16 protein-coding genes are annotated in these 18,253 nt (G+C 62.8%); 10 read left to right on the forward strand and 6 right to left on the reverse strand.

The genetic code is table 11. The features are described 5' to 3' along the window. The first annotated feature begins 10 nt into the window (after positions 1 to 10). From OIM99_RS16680 to OIM99_RS16690, 3 genes are all read left to right on the forward strand, one after another. Positions 11 to 1,228 carry an ABC transporter substrate-binding protein gene (locus OIM99_RS16680; protein ID WP_311851566.1) on the forward strand — a complete coding sequence of 406 codons (1,218 nt, stop codon included), beginning with the start codon at positions 11 to 13 and terminating at the stop codon, positions 1,226 to 1,228. 69 nt (positions 1,229 to 1,297) lie between these two features. Then, complete coding sequence (locus tag OIM99_RS16685; protein ID WP_311851567.1) at positions 1,298 to 2,161, forward strand: branched-chain amino acid ABC transporter permease; 864 nt, start codon at positions 1,298 to 1,300, stop codon at positions 2,159 to 2,161. Between the two features lies 1 nt (position 2,162). Continuing rightward, positions 2,163 to 3,125, forward strand: coding sequence for a branched-chain amino acid ABC transporter permease (locus OIM99_RS16690; RefSeq protein ID WP_311851568.1), 963 nt, complete (start codon positions 2,163 to 2,165; stop codon positions 3,123 to 3,125). On the opposite strand, the gene OIM99_RS16695 is transcribed toward OIM99_RS16690, so the two are convergent. Continuing rightward, on the reverse strand, positions 3,109 to 4,149 hold the full coding sequence (locus OIM99_RS16695; RefSeq protein ID WP_311851569.1) for a hypothetical protein: 1,041 nt from the start codon (positions 4,147 to 4,149) through the stop codon (positions 3,109 to 3,111). The genes OIM99_RS16690 and OIM99_RS16695 overlap by 17 nt on opposite strands. Positions 4,150 to 4,209: 60 nt before the next feature. Next, positions 4,210 to 5,262: a polysaccharide deacetylase family protein gene (locus tag OIM99_RS16700; protein WP_311851571.1), complete on the reverse strand. Its 1,053-nt coding sequence runs from the start codon at positions 5,260 to 5,262 to the stop codon at positions 4,210 to 4,212. 124 nt (positions 5,263 to 5,386) lie between these two features. Here OIM99_RS16700 and OIM99_RS16705 point away from each other — a divergent pair, with 124 nt between their 5' ends. Next, the gene (locus OIM99_RS16705; protein WP_311851572.1) at positions 5,387 to 6,541 is read left to right on the forward strand and encodes a GNAT family N-acetyltransferase; all 1,155 of its coding nucleotides are present in this window, start codon (positions 5,387 to 5,389) and stop codon (positions 6,539 to 6,541) included. Between the two features lies 1 nt (position 6,542). Here OIM99_RS16705 and OIM99_RS16710 read toward each other — a convergent pair whose 3' ends face one another. Next, a complete protein-coding gene (locus tag OIM99_RS16710; RefSeq protein ID WP_311851573.1) occupies positions 6,543 to 8,876 on the reverse strand; it encodes an exopolysaccharide transport family protein in 2,334 nt (777 codons plus the stop codon). 169 nt (positions 8,877 to 9,045) lie between these two features. On the opposite strand from OIM99_RS16710, the gene OIM99_RS16715 reads away from it, so the two are divergent. From OIM99_RS16715 to OIM99_RS16735, 5 genes are read left to right on the forward strand one after another with little or no spacing between them, the layout of a single operon-like run. Next, the gene (locus OIM99_RS16715) at positions 9,046 to 9,609 is read left to right on the forward strand and encodes a polysaccharide biosynthesis/export family protein (protein WP_311851574.1); all 564 of its coding nucleotides are present in this window, start codon (positions 9,046 to 9,048) and stop codon (positions 9,607 to 9,609) included. A 23-nt stretch (positions 9,610 to 9,632) separates the two neighbouring features. After that, complete coding sequence (locus OIM99_RS16720; protein ID WP_311851575.1) at positions 9,633 to 10,832, forward strand: glycosyltransferase family 4 protein; 1,200 nt, start codon at positions 9,633 to 9,635, stop codon at positions 10,830 to 10,832. Between the two features lie 33 nt (positions 10,833 to 10,865). After that, positions 10,866 to 12,413, forward strand: coding sequence for an undecaprenyl-phosphate glucose phosphotransferase (locus OIM99_RS16725; protein WP_311851576.1), 1,548 nt, complete (start codon positions 10,866 to 10,868; stop codon positions 12,411 to 12,413). Between the two features lie 32 nt (positions 12,414 to 12,445). Then, positions 12,446 to 13,591: a hypothetical protein gene (locus OIM99_RS16730; RefSeq protein ID WP_311851577.1), complete on the forward strand. Its 1,146-nt coding sequence runs from the start codon at positions 12,446 to 12,448 to the stop codon at positions 13,589 to 13,591. Further along, entirely contained in the window at positions 13,588 to 14,883 is a 1,296-nt protein-coding gene (locus OIM99_RS16735; protein ID WP_311851578.1) for an O-antigen ligase family protein, read from the forward strand. The genes OIM99_RS16730 and OIM99_RS16735 overlap by 4 nt, the downstream gene beginning before the upstream one ends. On the opposite strand, the gene OIM99_RS16740 is transcribed toward OIM99_RS16735, so the two are convergent. Together OIM99_RS16740 and OIM99_RS16745 are read right to left on the reverse strand one after the other, a co-directional pair. After that, positions 14,874 to 15,179 carry a UBP-type zinc finger domain-containing protein gene (locus tag OIM99_RS16740; protein ID WP_311851579.1) on the reverse strand — a complete coding sequence of 102 codons (306 nt, stop codon included), beginning with the start codon at positions 15,177 to 15,179 and terminating at the stop codon, positions 14,874 to 14,876. The two genes, OIM99_RS16735 and OIM99_RS16740, sit on opposite strands and share 10 nt — an antisense overlap. 15 nt (positions 15,180 to 15,194) lie before the next feature. Further along, positions 15,195 to 16,133 (reverse strand): helix-turn-helix domain-containing protein, encoded by a 939-nt coding sequence (locus tag OIM99_RS16745; RefSeq protein WP_311851580.1) that lies wholly within the window; start codon positions 16,131 to 16,133, stop codon positions 15,195 to 15,197. Positions 16,134 to 16,291: 158 nt separating this feature from the next. Between OIM99_RS16745 and OIM99_RS16750 the strand changes: the two genes are divergently transcribed. Beyond that, entirely contained in the window at positions 16,292 to 17,017 is a 726-nt protein-coding gene (locus OIM99_RS16750) for an alpha/beta hydrolase (protein ID WP_311851581.1), read from the forward strand. Here the strand turns inward: OIM99_RS16750 and OIM99_RS16755 are convergent. Then, entirely contained in the window at positions 17,014 to 18,219 is a 1,206-nt protein-coding gene (locus OIM99_RS16755; RefSeq protein ID WP_311851582.1) for a glycosyltransferase family 4 protein, read from the reverse strand. The genes OIM99_RS16750 and OIM99_RS16755 overlap by 4 nt on opposite strands. Positions 18,220 to 18,253: the final 34 nt, after the last annotated feature.

The following is an 18,253-nucleotide window of genomic DNA, read 5'->3' on the forward strand; positions in this document are numbered from 1 at the left end:
GGAGTAGACCATGATCAAAGCATTTTCAGCCTTGCTTTTCACGACCGCCCTCGCCTGCGCCGGCAGCGCCGCGCTGGCTCAAGACAAGACCGTCAAGATCGGCGCGCTCAGCGACCAATCCGGCCTCTATGCCGATCTCGGCGGCCCGGGCTCGACGCTCGCCGCCCAGATGGCGGCGGAGGATTCAGGCCTGACGCAGAAAGGCTGGAAGATCGACATCATTTCTGCCGATCATCAGAACAAGCCTGACATCGGCAGCAATATCGCGCGCCAATGGTTCGACGTCGAGAAGGTCGACATCATCGTCGACGTGCCGAATTCCGGCGTCGCGCTGGCCGTCAACAATATCGTGCGCGAGAAGAACGGCGTTTACATCAATTCCGGCGCCGCAGCGTCCGATCTGACCAATTCGCAGTGCTCGCCCAATACGGTGCACTGGACCTATGACACCTATATGCTGGCGCACGGCACTGGCGGCGCGCTGGTGAAAGCCGGCGGCGATAGCTGGTTCTTCATCACCGCCGACTATGCCTTCGGCGCGGCGCTCGAACGCGACACCACCGCCGTGGTGAAAGCCGGTGGCGGCAGAGTGCTCGGCAGCGTCAAACATCCGCTGAACTCCTCGGACTTCTCGTCCTTCCTGCTGCAGGCCCAGGCCTCCAAGGCCAAGATCATCGGCCTCGCCAATGCCGGTGGCGACACCACCAATACGATCAAGCAGGCCGCTGAATTCGGCATCGTCAGCGGTGGCCAGAAACTCGCCGCGCTCCTCCTCTTCCTCAGCGACGTGCATTCGCTCGGCCTGAACGTGGCGCAAGGGCTGAACTTCACCGAATCCTTCTATTGGGACACCAACGATCAGACCCGCGCCTTCGCCAAGAAATTCCAGGAGCGCATGCGCAACAAGCAGATGCCGACCATGGTTCACGCCGGCGTCTATGCGGGCGTGCTGCATTATCTCAAGGCGCTCGAAGCCATGGGTGGTAATTCTCACGATGGCGCCAAGATCGTCGCCAAGATGAAGGAAATGCCGACCGACGATCCGCTGTTCGGCAAGGGCAAGATCGAAGCGAACGGCCGCAAGATTCACCCGGCCTATCTCTTCGAAGTGAAGAAGCCGTCGGAATCCAAGGGCCCGTGGGACTACTACAAGCTCGTCTCCACCATTCCGGCCGAGCAGGCTTTCACGCCGCTGTCGGAAAGCACCTGCGCTCTCCTGAAGAAATAAGATCGGCGGCCCGGCGGCACCCACCGCCGGGCACCATCCTCCGATCCAGAGCCTGAAAGACCGATCGCGATGCAAGCCCTTTACGCCCAACTTCTGGTGGGTCTGATCAACGGCTCCTTCTATGCGCTTTTGAGCCTGGGGCTCGCCGTCATTTTCGGCATGCTCAACATCATCAATTTCGCCCACGGCGCTCTCTATATGATGGGCGCCTTCGTCGCCTATTTCTTCCTCGAATATACTGGGCTCGGCTACTGGTGGTCACTGCTGCTGGCGCCCATCGTCATCGGCCTGTTCGGCATGGTGCTCGAACGCACCATGCTGCATCGCCTGCAAGGCCTCGATCATCTTTATGGATTGCTGCTGACCTTCGGCCTCGCGCTCATCATCCAGGGCCTGTTCCAGAATTATTTCGGTTCCTCCGGCCTGCCCTATGCCATCCCTGAGCAATTGCGCGGCGGCATCAACCTCGGCTTCATGTTCCTGCCCATCTATCGCGCCTGGGTGGTGGTCTTCTCTCTCGTCGTCTGTTTCGCCACCTGGTTCCTCATCGAGCGCACGAGGCTCGGTGCCTATCTGCGCGCGGCGACGGAAAACCCCACTCTTGTGCAAGCCTTCGGCATCAACGTTCCCCGTATGATCACTCTCACCTACGGTCTCGGCGTCGGTCTCGCGGCGCTGGCCGGCGTCCTCTCCGCGCCGATCAATCAGGTCCGCCCCTTGATGGGCGCGGATCTGATCATCGTCGTCTTCGCTGTGGTGGTAATCGGCGGCATGGGCTCGATCATGGGTTCGATCATCACCGGCTTCGCGCTCGGCGTGATCGAGGGACTGACGAAATATTTTTATCCCGAAGCCTCCAACACCGTCGTCTTCGTTCTGATGGTGCTGGTGCTACTGGTGAAGCCGACGGGACTGACGGGACGGGCCAACTGACATGACATCGATTACCGCGAGCACCAACCCGGCCAACAACACCCGCGACGAAAGCATCGTCTTCGTCGTCATGGCCGTGATCCTGGCCGTCGTCCCCTTCACCGGGCTCTATCCCTATTTCGTCATGCAGGCACTGTGCTTTTCCTTATTCGCCTGCGCCTTCAATCTGCTGATCGGCTATGGCGGTCTTTTGTCGTTCGGCCATGCCATGTTCCTGGGCACGGCCGGCTATGTCACCGCTCATGCCTTGAAGGTCTGGGGTTTCGAGCCGGCGCTGGGCATTCTCCTGGGCGTCGCCGCCTCCGCCGCACTCGCGGTGCTGACCGGCCTCATCGCCATTCGCCGACAGGGCATCTATTTCGCCATGATCACCTTGGCGCTGTCGCAGCTCCTCTATTTCATCTATCTGCAAACACCGTTCACCCATGGCGAGGACGGCATCCAGGGCGTGCCGCAGGGCCGGCTGTTCGGCTTCATCGATCTCTCCCGCCCCCTCACCCTCTATTATTTCGTTCTCATCGTTTTCCTGCTCGCCTTCCTGCTCATCTTCCGCATCATCAATTCGCCGTTCGGCGAAGTCTTGAAATCGATCCGCGAGAACGAACAGCGGGCGATCTCGCTTGGCTATCGCGCCGATCAGTACAAGCTCATGGCCTATATTCTGTCCGGCGCGCTCGCCGGCCTCGCCGGTTCCCTGAAAGTGCTGGTCGCGCAGAATGCGGGTCTAACCGATGTGCACTGGTCGATGTCCGGTGAAGTGGTTTTGATGACTTTGCTTGGCGGCCTCGGCACGATCTTCGGTCCGATCGTCGGCGCCTTCATCATCATCACCATGCAGCAATATCTCGCCCAGTTCGGCCAATGGGTGATCGTGATGCAGGGCGTGATCTTCGTGGTCTGCGTGCTCACCTTCCGCCGTGGCATCGTCGGCGAGATCGCGCACTATTTTAAGCGCTCGCTTTAAAGGGTAAGAGACGCAGCAGCGACATCATCACCGTCACGGTGATGATGAGCAAAGCCCCGCTGAAACGCCACGGCAAAGCCAGAAATTCGCTCAACAGCTCGCCCCCGACGCAGACGACCAGTTCCAACAGACAGAGCAACACCCACGGCGCCGCCCGAACCGCGTACCCAGGCGCCGCATCGGCGCGCATCGACTGGCGCATATAGGCAAAGACGAAGAGCCCGATCAGCGGCACGAGCAGGATCAGTTGGATGATCGCGAGCGCCCGCGGCGACAGCGAAAAGACGAGATAGAAGAAGGCGGCAATATAACCCGCTACGACATTGGCCAGCAAAGGCGGCCAGATCAGCGCTTGTATCGCGATCGGCGCAACCCCGTAGTCCCCCCGCGCGACAACTCTGTTCGCCAGGACGACAGCGGCGCTCGCCAGCAGGATATAAGCCAAACCGATCAACACGCCGCCCAGACCCAAAGCACCGACTTGCATCGCCGTGATCACGGTCGCGGCCAACGCGGCAAAACCGCCAAGAAAGGGCGCGATCCAAACCAACCAGAAGCCATTGCCGATGCCAGGCAGATCGATGCGATCGGCCAGCCAGACCAGCAGCAGCGTGCCGCCCACCAAGGCGGCGATCACGGCGAGCATGGTCGTATTGTCGTCCGCCTGCAAAAGCCCCGCTCCCGCCAAAGCGGAAACCACGCCATAGGCCTGCATTGTCGCAAGAACGACGACGAAAATAAGCAGCAGACGGTAGGCCATTGCAGGAGAACGGGCCTGCCACTGCGCGAAGGGCGGGATCGCCAGTTTGGCGATCTCGAAAAAGATCAGCACGCTCAGAAACGGCATCAGCCCCAAGGCCATGACCGACAGACGGCTCATGGCACCTTGCATGGGCATGGCGGCGAGCCGCTCGACATCAAGGCCCGGCAACGGGATCTTGCTGCCCAGCGCATAAACAACCAGCACACCAGCAACGACCGCCAGAGGTCGCCAGGATCGTTCCGTCCGCGCCGGTTCCATCATCTACCGCTTCCCGATTCCTCGTCGGAAGATCGTAGTCGCGGTACCGGGTGAAGGCTACAGCTAAGCTGCGTTCACTCGCCGGCCCCTGTTCCACAGGGCGAAGGGCGCGCCCGACAGCAGCACTTCAAGAAAGGCCCGGTCCTGCCAATGGCCGTTCACCGAGAGGCGCGGCAATGCGGTTAGGTGCTTAGCGTGCTCGGGGAACACCATGCCGGGCCGGGTCGTCACCGCGCTGGCGAAACCGAGTTCCTCAGCCAGCGCGAATTCACGCGGTCCCGCCGAGGTCGGATCGCCGACGGGAAATGCCAGATGGCGCGCCGGCTGGCCGATCTCGCGTTCGATGATCGCGCGGCTCTCCGCCAGTTCACGCCGCGCGAAAGCCTCATCATGCTTGGCGAGCATCGGATGGGTCAGCGTATGCACGCCGATGGTGCACAGCGGATCGCGCGCGATCTGGCGCAGGCCATCCCAATCGAGGCACAACCGCTCGACGAGTTTCACGGGCGCGACACCGGCTTGCCGCGCGAGACCGGCAATGCGATCGAGCAAATCCTGTTCGGAACCAGCGCGCAACGGCCAATAGAGCGCCCGGAAGGCCTCGGCTTTTTCCGTGTCGTTGCGGCAATCAAGCATGAACCGCGTGCCGCCGATCTCAATCTCGATCTGGTCGAGGGCGCGGATCGCCTCTTCAAGCTCCACCCACCAGAGCCTTGCCGTACGCCCGGCGAAGCCAGTCGTCACATAGAGGGTGAACGGCGCCTCGTGGCGGCGCAGGATCGGCAGGGCATATTCGAGATTGTCCTTATAGCCATCGTCGAAGGTCAGCACGGCAAAGGGCTTTTCCCCGCGCTGCCCCAGCCGTTCGACGGCCTGATCGAGGCTGACGATCTGGAAGCCCTCGCCGCGCAAAGTGTCGATCACCGTCTCCAGAAAATCCGGCGTGATCTCCAGAAGCCGGTTCGGCGCAAAACCTTGCCCCGCCCACGGCCGCACGTGATGGAACATCAGAATCACGCCCGCGCCACGGGCAAAGCGCGCCGCCCGGTGCAGCCCCGTGGCCCGGAACACCGCGAAACCGGCCGCGATGGCCTTTTCCTTGACGCTCGCGCGCATGGCAGATTCACAACCTCGGATAAGTCCGCATTGACAATTGCAAGCTATTTTAACAGTCCATCATAGACGGCAGTTACGAACAAATCGTCGCGACGCCCCTGTCGCGCAAACCATGGCCGAGAGCGTGAGCATACTTCCTCGCATCGAGATTCACGACGATCCGGCCGGCGTCCTCGACGCCTGGGCCGAACTGGAGGCGATCGCGCCGGCTTCCGTGTATCAGACACGGCGCTGGTTGCTGCCGTGGATCGAGACCGTCTGCCCGGCCGCCGGCATCCGCCCGCTCCTGATCCTCACCCGCGATCCGGGCAGCGGCGCACCGCAAATGCTGCTGCCTTTCGGCATCCAGACGGCGGGCGGCCTGCGGCTGGCCCAGTTCCTCGGCGGCCGCGACTCCAACGCCAATCTCGGCCTGTATCGGCCGGGCAGCGAGCCGCCCCGCAACATTCTCGTGGCCATTCTGATGCAGGTGGCCCAGGCCAGCGCGCTGAAGCCGGACGCCTATGTGCTGGCCAACCAGCCTCTTACTTGGGAAGGCCGTCCCAATCCTTTCGCTGCGCTCGGCCGCCAGGACAGTCCGAGCTTTTGCTATTCGACCACGCTCACCGCCGATTTCGAAGCGCTCGCCAAGGAGCGATTGTCGGCCGATACCCGTAAGAAACTGCGCTACAAGGCGCGTAAACTCGAAGAACAGGGCCCGGTCGCCTACCACAAGGCCATGACCGCCGAAGAGATCGAGGCGACGATCGACACTTATCTGGCGCAGAAGCGTGAGCGCTTCGCCCAGATGAACATCACTTCCGACATGCGCAACGATGTGGCGCTGGCTTATTTTCGCCGTTCCTGCCTGCCGCGTGACGGAGAAGCACCCGCGATCGAACTGCACACGCTGGCGATGGGCACCCGCATCATTGCCATTTATGGCGGCGGCATCCATCGCGGCCGCTTCCATGGCATGATCAATTCCTTCGACATGGATCCGATGATCGCCCGTTTCAGCCCCGGCGATCTGCTGCTGCAACGCTTGATCGAAGCCAAATGCCAGGACGGTCTGACGCGCTTCGATCTCGGCATCGGCGAAGGCCGCTACAAGAACACCTGGTGCAACGAGGCCGAGCCGCTGTTCGACACGTTGATCGGCCAAAGCGGCGCCGGCAAGGCTTTCGTGGCGATGGAAAAGACCCGCCGCCGCGCCAAGCGCCTCATCAAGCAAAGCGAATGGGCCTGGCCAATGGCGAAGCGCCTGCGCGCCAGCCTCGGCTTTCTGCGTCGAAATTAAATCAAGCCGCGTCGCTAACCACCGGCCGACGGCTCGGCCGCGGCATTTCCGGCGCCGGCGAGGTTTGCATGACGACGGCTTCGCCAGCGCCGGCTTCCACCAGCGATGAACCAAGCGCCGTTGCCACTGGTCCCATCGCGGGCGAAACCACACAGACGCAATCGGCGGCTGGCGCCAGCCCCTTGGTGATTCCATCATCCGCCACCGGCGGCATCGACAGAACGAGGAATTCATAGGTCTGCGACAGGGCGTCGATGATCGCTTCCAGGTCTTCGCCGATCAGCACGCTGCCCTCGCCCGCCTCGAGCACATGCAGGCGCGAACCGCGATCGCGATGGATCACCTCTTCGAACGAGGCGTCACCGGTCAACAGATCCGACAGCCCTTCCCGATGTTCGCGCAGTGGCGAACGGCGGAAATCGAGCAGAATCGTCCGGGCTTCATTGGCAAGTTCCCGCGCCAAGGGATAGGCCGTCTCGCGGCTGTCGAGCGCCGCATCGGTCGGCACCGTCATGACCCGCGTGGCATATTCGATTTCGGCCGTGTCGAGCAGACGGCGTGCGACGGTGGCAACCGACAGGCGCGTATCAGCAGGCACATCGCTTGGCGCGTCCGCGTCAGCCACAGGTTCCGCCAACGGCATGGGCACGGATTCGGGCACCGCGGGCATGTCGGATTCGGATTCCGGTTCGGGCTTGGCGTCCTCGATTTTGCTCCTGCGCCAGCCAGCGAGCAAAGAAGCCAAGGCCGGCAAGGCAAACAAGCTGCGAGTCGGACGCGGATCAGGCCGCGGTTCGACGCGCACGTCAGGCGTCACGGGGCGATCGGCAGGCGACGCCTCGACGACATCCATCGTGCGGCCCGGGCGCGGATCGGGATCATGCCGCGGCGACGGCGGCGCATAGGTGCCTTGCGGGCCATTCGGCACGAAGCTGTTGCCGGTGAGGAATTCGCGCATCAGGACGGCGCCGATCGACAGGACAAGACCTGCCAGCGTCGCCATCACGATGATCGGCAGCTTTTTCGGGAACGACGGCAGTTGCGGCGCCACGGCACGCGAAATCACACGCGCATCGCCGGGGGTCGAGGCCGATTCCTGGCGCGCCGTCGCTTCCTGATATTTGGTGATGTTGGATTCGAGCTGATCCTTTTGCAGCTTCACGTCGCGTTCGAGTTCGCGCAGCCGCACTTCGTCACCGCTGGCATTGCCGACAGTGCGCCGCTGCTGATCGACGGCGGCGATAAGATTGTCGACGCGCGCGCCGGCGATCTTGGCATCGTTCTCCAAGGCGCGCGCCGAGCGTTCGGCGGCCGTGCGCAGATCGGCATCGAGCGTCGCAAGCTGCGCCATCAAATCCTTGATGCGCGGATGCTGCGGTCCCAACGTGCGCGATTCCAGCGCTAGTTGCGCCCGCAGATTGATGCGCTGTTCGGAAATGCGGCGGATCAGATCATCCTTGGCGATATCCGGCATATCGGTGAGGCGGCCGCTGCGAATGGCATCGCGCAGCAGTTTCGCCTTGGCCTGCGCCTCGGCTTGGGCCGAGCGCGCCGTGGCGAGCTGACCGTTGATATCGGAGAGCGCCTGCGTCGGCAGCGTCATATTGTTGGCGCCGAGCATCAGGCCGGTCGAGGCGCGAAACGCTTCGAGCTTGGCTTCCGACTGCGCCACTTGCTTGCGCAGTTCGCCCACCAACGTGCCCAGCGATTCCGCGGCCGCCTTGGCACGCTCGCGCTTCGCTTGCGACTGCATGTCGATATAAAGATCGGCGATCGTGTTGGCGCCCTTGGCGGCGAGATCGGGATCGGGCGCCTTGAACTCGATCTGCAACACGCGCGACTTCGGCACCGGGAACACCGCCAGCGCATCGAAGTAGTTGTCGAGAATGCGATCTTCCGGATTAGCCGGCGTGCGGCTGACGCCAAGCAGCGACAATAGATTGCCGAGCAGGCTGCCGCCAGCCAGCGGATCGTAATAGGAATTGCCCCGCAGCCCCAGCGCGCGGATCGCCTCACGGCCGAGATCGCGCGACGTCACCACCTGCACCTGGCTCGCGACCGCCTCCTGGTCGGGGGCCTGGCCCGACGACTCAGTCTGCACCCGCTCCGGCCGCGTGAAATAGTTTTCCTGATTCTCGATCAGTACCTTGGCCTCGCCGGTGTAGCGCGGCTTGACGACCAGCACGAAAGCGGTAGCGAGCGCGAAGCAAAGAGCCGTCGTTCCCAAGATAACGTTGCGCTTACGCCAGACCGTCCGCCAGATACCCGGCAGATCGAGGTCCAGCGTGCGGCCGTCGTATCTTTGATCGTTAGAATCGGTCGCCTGGGAACTCATGAAACGCCCTTTCGGAAACTGGGCGGATTAGAGCGCCTTATGGTTGAGGGCTGGTTAACCCGCCAATCCCACGGCACTGAGTTGCTTAGGCTTTATTAACCATACCACCCTAAGACTTAAGCCGTGATCCCGCCGATGGCCGGAGGGAAAAGTCTCGTGTGGTTGCAGCATGATACGGCGTTCGTTCATCGCGGCCCTGGCCCTCGCGGCGATCGCGTTGCAGGGCTGTGCCAGGACCCATTATCAAAACGAGCTCCTCGAGGCGAACGCGGCGGCCCCTTACCTTCTGGCCTCCGGCGATCGTCTCCGCATCATCGTTTTCGGCCAGGATTCGCTCTCGAACTCCTATGCCGTCGACGGAGCCGGCCGCATTTCCATGCCGCTGATCGGCCCGATCGACGCCTTCGGCCATTCCACCACTCAGCTTGAACGCATCATCGAAGGCAAACTGCGTGGCGGCTATCTGCGCGAGCCGAAAGTCTCTGTCGAAGTCGAGGCTTACCGTCCCTTCTTCATCCTCGGGGAAGTGATCACCGCCGGCCAGTACCCATTCATTAACGGCATGACGGTACAAAATGCCGTCGCGGTGGCCGGAGGTTTCGGGCCACGCGCGTCGAGATCGAGCGCCGATCTGACGCGAGTCATCAACGGCGCTCCCGTCACGGGATCAGTGCCGCTGACCTATCCGGTCCTGCCGGGCGACACGATCACAGTCCGGGAGCGCTTCTTCTAGGACAGGCGCTAAAGGCATGTGTCATGTTGGAAGCGCCGCCCTCGGATGACCGTCTCAAAATAATCCACGTCTTCCGCGCTCCGCTCGGCGGCCTTTTTCGGCATGTCCTGGATCTCACCCGCGCGCAGATCGAACGCGGCCATCACGTCGGCATCATCTGCGATTCTCTGACGGGCGGAGACCGGACCGACTCGGTGCTGGCGGAACTCGCCCCTCGTCTTGACCTTGGCCTTGTTCGCCTCCCCATGCGGCGCAACCCGCATCCCACCGACATCGGCAATCTGGCACGAATCCGCAAATTGATGCGGCATTTGCAGCCGGACGTGATTCACGGCCACGGGTCCAAGGGCGGCCTTTACGCCCGCTTGCCGGGGTTCCTGCCCGGCGCCGCGCCGGCGATTCGCGCCTACACGCCCCATGGCGGCAGTTTCAATTATCGCCCCGGCAGCTATCTGCACCGAATCTATATGGCGACCGAATCGGTGTTGGCCCGGGCCACCGACATTTTTCTGTTCGAAAGCGCCTTCATCCAGAGCTGCTTCATCCGCTACGTCCATGCGCCCGGCGCCTTCACCCGGGTGATTCCCAATGGAATCAGCGAGGCGGAATACGTGCCCGTGACCGCCAATGCGGATGCCGCCGACTTTCTCTATGTCGGCGAACTGCGCTCGGCCAAGGGCATCGACACCCTGCTCGACGCTCATCTGGAGTTCGAACTGCGCACCCACCGGCGCATCCGAACGGTGCTCGTCGGTTCCGGCCCGGACAAGGAGGAGCTGCAGGCGCAGGCCTTGCGCAACGGGCTCAACGGGCGTGTCACCTTCCCCGGCCCGATGCCGGCACGCGAGGCCTTCCGTCTCGGCCACACTCTCATCGTCCCGTCCCGCGCCGAATCGCTGCCCTATATCGTGCTCGAGGCGGCCGCCGCCCGCCTGCCGATGATTTCGACCTCGGTCGGCGGCATTCCGGAAATCTTCGGCCCCTATGCCGGCCGGCTGATTCCCAGCAACGAGCCCTCCACCCTGGCCTCGGCCATGATCGATCAGGCTGGCAAATCGGACGGCGCCATCGCCCGCGAGGCGGGCCTGCTGGCCGACTACGTCGCCTCTCGATTCACCATTCATCAAATGGTCGACGCGGTGATCGAAGGCTACCGGGCCGCCTTGGCCAGAAAATTGCCCAGCATGGGAGATAATGGCCGAACCACGGCCTTGGCGTTCTAATATCGTACCGCAGAACAGTTGAACCGACCGGTCATGAACACGTTCACCGTCGACGATATGAAACGGGTTGAACAGACGCCCCCGCTGACGCCTGAACAGCAGGCGCAGCAGGAGGAGCGTCGCGTCCGCATGGCGCGGCTCGCCGAAACCCTGGCCGGCAGCGACACGCGGCCAGCCTGGTCTCCCATTGTCCTGATCGGCCTGGTACGCCTGTTCGATTTCCTGGTGATCTGCGTCGCCGGCTTTGCCGTCCACGCCGTCTATGTACAGCCGGTGCGCGGCCTCGAAAGCTATTACGTTGCCGCGATTCCCACCGTCGCCTTTTTCGCCCTGATCCTGTTTCAGGCCTTCGAACTAAACACGATCGCCGCTTTCCGCGCGCCGATCGGCCGGGGCCTGCGCCTCGCCTGCGCCTGGCTTCTGGTTTTCCTCGCCGCCCTGTCCGTCACCTTCCTGTTCAAGCTCGAAGGCGCCTTCTCGCGCGTCTGGGCGGCCGGCTTCTTCGTCCTCGGCCTCGCTTTGCTCATCGCCGGCCGCATCCTCGTCGCCGTCGGTGTGCGCTGGCTGACCCGGCGCGGCCAGCTCGACCGCCGCACCGTCATCGTCGGTGGCGGCGAAGCCGGCGCCGAACTGCTGACCGCCCTGTCCCAGCAAAGGGATACGGGCCTGCGCATTTACGGCGTCTTCGACGATCGCGCCGATGACCGCACGCCCGATGTGGTGGCCGGCTATCCCAAGCTCGGCACCGTCGACGACCTGCCCGAATTCGCCCGCCACGCCAAGGTCGATCTCGTCATCCTGTCTCTGCCGATCACCGCCGAACAACGCGTCCTGCAGATGCTGCGCAAGCTGTGGGTGCTGCCGATCGACATCCGCCTGGCCGCCCATGCCAGCAAATTGCGGCTGCGTCCCCGCTCCTATTCCTGGATCGGCGACGTGCCCGTGCTCGATGTCTTCGACCGGCCGATCGTCGATTGGGATCTGGTGCTGAAGTCGGCGTTTGACCGCATCGTCGGCGCCCTGTGCCTCCTCGTCCTGTCGCCGGTGATGCTGGCCATCGCCGTCGCCATCAAGCTCGATTCACGCGGCTCGGTGCTGTTCCGCCAGCAGCGCTATGGCTTCAACAACGAACTCATCGAAGTGTTCAAATTCCGCTCGATGTATTCCGACCAGCTCGACCCGACGATGAAGAAGATGGTGACGCGCGGAGATCCACGCGTGACCCGCGTCGGCCGCTTCATCCGCCGCACCTCGCTCGACGAACTGCCGCAACTGTTCAACGTCGTGCTCAAGGGCAATCTGTCCCTCGTCGGCCCCCGCCCCCATGCGGTGACCGCCAAGGCCGCCGACCGCGAATATGAGAAAGTGGTCGACGGCTATTTCGCCCGCCACCGTATGCGGCCGGGGATCACCGGCTGGGCGCAGGTGAACGGCCTGCGCGGCGAAACCGATACCCAGGACAAGATTCAGCGCCGCGTCGAATATGACCTGTTCTACATCGAGAACTGGTCGATCCTGTTCGACATGTACATCCTCGCGGTCACGCCCTTCGCGCTGCTGAAGGCGGAGAACGCCTATTGAGCCCGCATGCGCTTAAATTCCGGGCGTTAGCCATGATGGCCGCAATCGGTGCCAGCCTGCCGGCATGGGCCGATGCGCCGCGGGTCAAGCTGACCCTGGCCGACGACACGCAGATCATGTTCGATCCAAAGCGCGATGCCTGCGACGGCCACGACGTGCCCGACGTCAACGCCCGCGCCTTTCGCGATGCCGACAACAAAGTCGTGATGTTCGCTTTGCACGACGTCAACCGTCCGCTGCGCGGCCAGGACCTTTCCCACCTCAAGCTCGATTGCAAGGTTGCCTTCAAGGCCGCGTTCAGCGCCGATCCCGCCGCCTACGATCATCAGAGCTGGATCGCCGCCACTTGGACCGACAACGGCAAGGACATCGCCGCCGTGGTCCATCACGAATTTCATGGCGATCGTAACGGCCAATGCAACGTGCCGAAGGACAAGGCGACACTTGGCTGCTGGTTCAACACGCTGATCGGTGCGGCCTCCCATGATGGCGGCGCGACTTTCACCAAACAGACGCCCCCGGTGATCGCCTCGGCGCCCTTCCGCCAGGATGTCGAACAAGGCCGCCATCGCGGCTTCTTCAATCCCTCGAACATCATCGCCTTGAACGGCAATCATTATTTCTTCAGCAATACCACCGGCTGGGCTGGTCAGCGTTACGGCGCGTGCCTGTTTCGCAGTGCCGAGCCGCTGAAAGCCGGCTCCTGGCGCGCCTATGACGGCAAGGGTTTCACCATCCGCTACGCCGATCCTTATGGCCCGAAACAGCCCGCGCCCGCCCAATGTCAGCCCATCGCGCCCTTCCCCGTGGCGCCCGGCGCCATCGTGCGCCAACGCTCCAGCGGCGCCTGGATTGCCGTCGTGCAGGCATGGAAGGACGACAAGAGCTATCCGGTGCCCGGCTTCTATTACGCCACCTCGCGCGACCTGATCGCCTGGAGCGAGCCGCGCCTGCTGTTTGCCACCAAGACCTTGTTCGACAACGCCTGCGGCGCGGGCCGCCTCAACTCTTATCCATCGCTGCTTGACGAACAGGCGCAGACGCGCAATTTCGACGATGTCGGCGACGAAGCCTGGCTCTACTATGCCTCGATGCGCGTCGACGGCTGTTCCCATACATCCGACCGCGTGCTGGTGCGCCGCAAGGTCACGATCAAACCGGAGGCCGCGGCCCGATGAGCGACACCGCGACCTATCCGCAAAGCACCGGCGCCACGCCGCCGACCATGCGACGCAAGGTCGATCTCGAAAAAATCCTGCGTGTCGTCTTCGCACTCTTCGTCGCCGCCGGCAGCATTTCCATCATCGAACCCTCGCCGTTCGACTATCTGTCGTTCATCGTTCTTCCGCTCTGGCTGCTGCGCGGCTTCCGGCTCAATGTCGTGCTGATGCCGATGATCTTCCTGTGGGTGATCTACGACATCGCCGGCTTCGTCGCACTGATGCCCCATTGGAACGAGCCTGATCCACGGCTGTTTCAATTCCAGTCGCTCTATCTCGTCATCATGGGCATTTTCTTTGCCATGTTCTTTTCGGAGGAGACCGAAGAGAGACTGGAGCTCGGCCTGAAAGCCTTCACCTTCGGCTGTCTGGTCAGCTCCATTCTCGGCATTCTCGGCTATCTTGGCCTGTTCGGTCTCGCCGAATATACGACCATGTACGAAGGCCGCGTCAGCGGCACGTTCAAAGACCCGAACGTGTTCGGCTCCTACATGATCCTCGGCCTCGTCTATCTCGGCCATGGCATGATCACCGGCCGCATGCGCAACACATTGCTGGTCATGCTCGGCTTCGGCATCATCGCCGCCGGCGTGTTCCTGTCGTTCTCGCGCGGCTCCTGGGGCGCATCCGCCGTCGCTTTGCTGACGATGTTCGTCGCAACCTTTCTCACGGCAGAACAAGCTTCCGTCCGACGCCGCATGCTGCTATGGGCCGCTGCGGCATTCGCCATCATCTTCGTCGCCGTGATCGCCGTGCTCTCGATCGACACCGCACGTGAACTGTTTTTGCAGCGCGCCACCGTCACACAGGACTATGACGAAGGCCTCACCGGCCGCTTCGGCAATCAGCTTCGCTCTCTGCCGATGCTGCTCGATCTCCCGAACGGCTTCGGACCGCTCCGTTTCCGCTTGGAATTCTTCCTCGATCCGCACAATTCCTACATCAACGCCTTCGCCTCCTACGGCTGGATCGGCGGTTTCGCCTGGTTGATCTTGATCGCATCGACCTTCTTCATCGGCTTCCGCATGATGATCGTCAAATCACCGTATCGCAGCCTTGCCCACGTCTGCTGGCCCGCGCTCATGGTGTTGCTGCTGCAAGGCTTCCAGATCGATATCGATCACTGGCGCTGGGTCTTCCTCGGTTTCGGCATGGTGTGGGGGCTCGAAGCCGCTCGTGTCCGTTGGCAATGGCAACAGCGTCGCCCAACCGCCATCAGATCCATTCCAAATAATCCACCTCAAAAATAGCGCGGGATCTTCCCATTGTGCGGGGTCTGATCCGGCAGGTCGATGAAGGTTTCGTCGACATAGCACCAGCCCCACCCTTCCGGCGGGTCGTAGCCTTCGATGATTGGATGACCAGTGGCCTTAAAATGGCCGGTCGCGTGCTTGTTCGGCGACTGATCGCAGCAGCCGACGTGGCCGCAGGCGCGGCACACACGCAGATGCACCCACCAACTCCCGGTCTTTAAACATTCCTCGCAGCCCAGGGCGCTGGGCTTGACGGTCTTGATGCTGTCAGTGTGACGGCATTGAGCTGACATGAAACCTCCAAACAATCACAACTTTTGCATCATGGCCCGCCGCTCCCGCGCCGTCACGCCGAAGCGACGACGAAAGGCACGGCTGAAATAAGACAGATCGCCGAAGCCGACAGAATAGGCGAGTTCCGTCAACGAGCGGCGATACCCCGCCGTCAATTGCCTATCGGCCAGCAGCAGCCGCTGTTCCAGCACATAGTCGCTGAACGTCGTGCCCTCACCGCGGAATAAAGTCTGTAGCGTGCGCGGCGCCAGGCCTGCCGCCTGCGCCACGTCGTTCAAGGACAATGCGGGATCTGAAAGGCGAGCGCGGATGTGCTGACAGACGTGTTGGAAACGCGCCTGCCGCACGCTCTCACGCAAACCTTCGCCGCGTGTCGCGCCGAGCGCCAAGGCCAGCAGATCGACAAAGATTTCACTGGCCTGCGCCACCTCCGCCGGGCTCAATCGATCCGCCGTCGCGGCCAATGTCCTGGCGAAGGCGGTGAACAGAGCCCCCGCCCCGCTGTGCGACAGCGGCAAGGCCACGGCATCAACCGCGTCGGCGGCGCGCGCCAGGATCATCGCCCGTGGCACAATGAAACTGGTCAACGACATTGCCGTCGGAAAATTCAGATCGAACGGCCGCGTACTGTCGAAGAACAGGCACTCGCCGATGGCGGGCTGCTGCTGCCTGTCGCCTTGAGTCAGAACGCACGCGCCACCCATATGCAGATTGACGTGGAAATGGTCACTGTTGTCGGCGCTCACCGAAGCGCGACTGCGACGCACCACATGGGTCTGCGACGTCACGTGATTGACGAGGAGCGGACCGGCCGCGACGCTGCTGATGCGTCCTTCAAACCCATCGGGCTCGTGACATTCCGTCCGCACTTTCAGGAAGGCATCGCAGACCGCGTCGTTCCAGAAGGAGAAGCGCTCCCTGCCCCTGACATCGTCGGTCGACCAAACCCGCATGACGATCTCCCATCGGCCACGGCGGCGGGCAGCTTAGCCCGGTCGGCGCGAGGGGCAAAGGCAAGGATCCGGCGCCTGCGTCCAAAACCGGCAGCGCCTCTGTCCAAGTCGCCACGCACCGATCATGCTAGAGCCGGGAGCGGAGAGGGAGAATACCGATGACACATTTCGTTCTGATTCACGGCGCCTGGCATACAGGCGAACATTGGGCGCCGGTCGCCAAACGGCTCGAACAACTCGGCCACAAGGTCACCGCGCCAACGGTGCTGGGCCATGGCAAAGGGGTCAACAAAAACGTCACCCACGCCCAGCAGATCGACGATCTGGTCGCCCAGATCAGCAAGGCGGATCTGAAGGACTTCGCGCTGGTCGGCCATTCCTATGGCGGCACGATCATCTCGCGGCTGGCGGAAGAAATTCCTGATCGCATCCGCCGGCTAGTATTTTGGAATGCCTTCGTGCCCCTGCCCGGCAACAGCCTCGACGATGAAACCCCGCCGCATTATCGCGCGCTGTTCAAGCAGCTCTCGGACGCCTCGGCCGATCGCACGGTGACGATGCCGTTTCCGATCTGGCGCGAAGCCTTCGTCAACGATGCCGACGAAGCCCTCGCCAAATCGTCTTACGAAACGCTGTCGTCGGAACCCTATCAGCCGCTGATCGACAAACTCGATCTCAAACGCTTCTACGAAACGAAAATCCCGAAAAGCTATCTGAACTGCACCGAGGACATCGCACTCCCCCCCGGCGAATGGGGCTGGCACCCCCGCATGTCGAGCCGCCTCGGCCTCTATCGGCTGGTGCAGATGCCCGGCAGCCACGAAGTCATCTTCACCAATCCGGTCGGTCTCGCCGACAAGCTGGTCGAAGCGGGCCGCGATTAAGCCAGCGCCTGCCGATAGATCGCCTCGATGGCGTCGAGGTGCCTATCCAAGGTCAGCGGCCGCGCCCAATAGCGCTCATAAGCGGCGCGCGACATGCGCGCCGCTTCGCCCTCATCGCTCAGGCGTCGCAGCGCCTCAGCCAAAGACTGCGCATCGCCGGACTTGAACCACAGGCCGTTGACGCCATCCTCCACCGCCTCGCGGCCGGCACAGACATCCGAAACGATGACCGGCGTGCCCAGCGCCAAGGCTTCATAGACGGTGAGCGGCTGGCCTTCGTACCAGACCGAGGGAAACACCAGCGCCCGCGCCGCCCGCATATGGGCGCGCACAGCCTCCGACTTTTGCCAACCGAGGAAATTGGCCTGCGGATAGCGCGCCTTCAGTTCGTCCATCAGCGGTCCGTCACCGGCGATCACCGGCGCCACGCCGGCAAGGTCTGCGGCGGCACAGAAATGTTCGATCCCCTTCTCCCGCGACAACCGGCCGGCATAGAGAAAGCCTGTGCCCGGCTTCTCCTTGGGGCCGAGATCCTGCGCTTCGATCGGATTGTCGACCCGATGATAGACCGGATGCTTGGGCATATAGGGCCCCGACACCTCGTCTTGCAGCGCGCTGATGGTGATGACGTGGCCGATGGCCTCCTTCAGGCCGCTGTGATCGAGCACCACTTGCCGGCCGACCCGCACCAGTTTGCGGGCATAATTGCGCGAGTCGCAATTGGTGCCGATGCAGGACAGCGACAGCGGCACCCGGTGGCAGGTCACGGCTCTGGGATAGTCGTAAAAGCCGCCGTTCGGGCAGACCAGGAAGAATTCGTGCATGGTGTAGACGCACGGCAGCCCGGACCGTTTCAACGCCGCGCCGATCGAAGGCGACAACGCCTTCGGCCAAGCATGGACATGCACCACGGTTTCATGCCGGTCGAGCCCCGCCAGCGCCGCCTCCAGCCGCCGCTCGGCCGGCCGGTTCCAGATGATCTGAGTGAGGAAGCCGAGTTTTGATGGCGTCGTATCGATGTCAAACTGATCGAGGCAGATGACCGCGATGCCGGCCTGCTCCAGGCGCGGGTCGACCGGCCCGACGGCGGCGAAATAGGTCACCTTGCGGCCACGCGCCGCAAGCCCGAGCGCGCTTTCGATGGCGACTTTCGATTGGCCGCCATTGATATAGGCGTGATCGGCGAGGATGAAGATATGCATATAAGTCCAGACGAGGCGCACGGTCAGCGTAGCG

It is taken from the genome of Methylocella sp. CPCC 101449, assembly GCF_031921685.1.
GTDB lineage: Bacteria > Pseudomonadota > Alphaproteobacteria > Rhizobiales > Beijerinckiaceae > Terripilifer.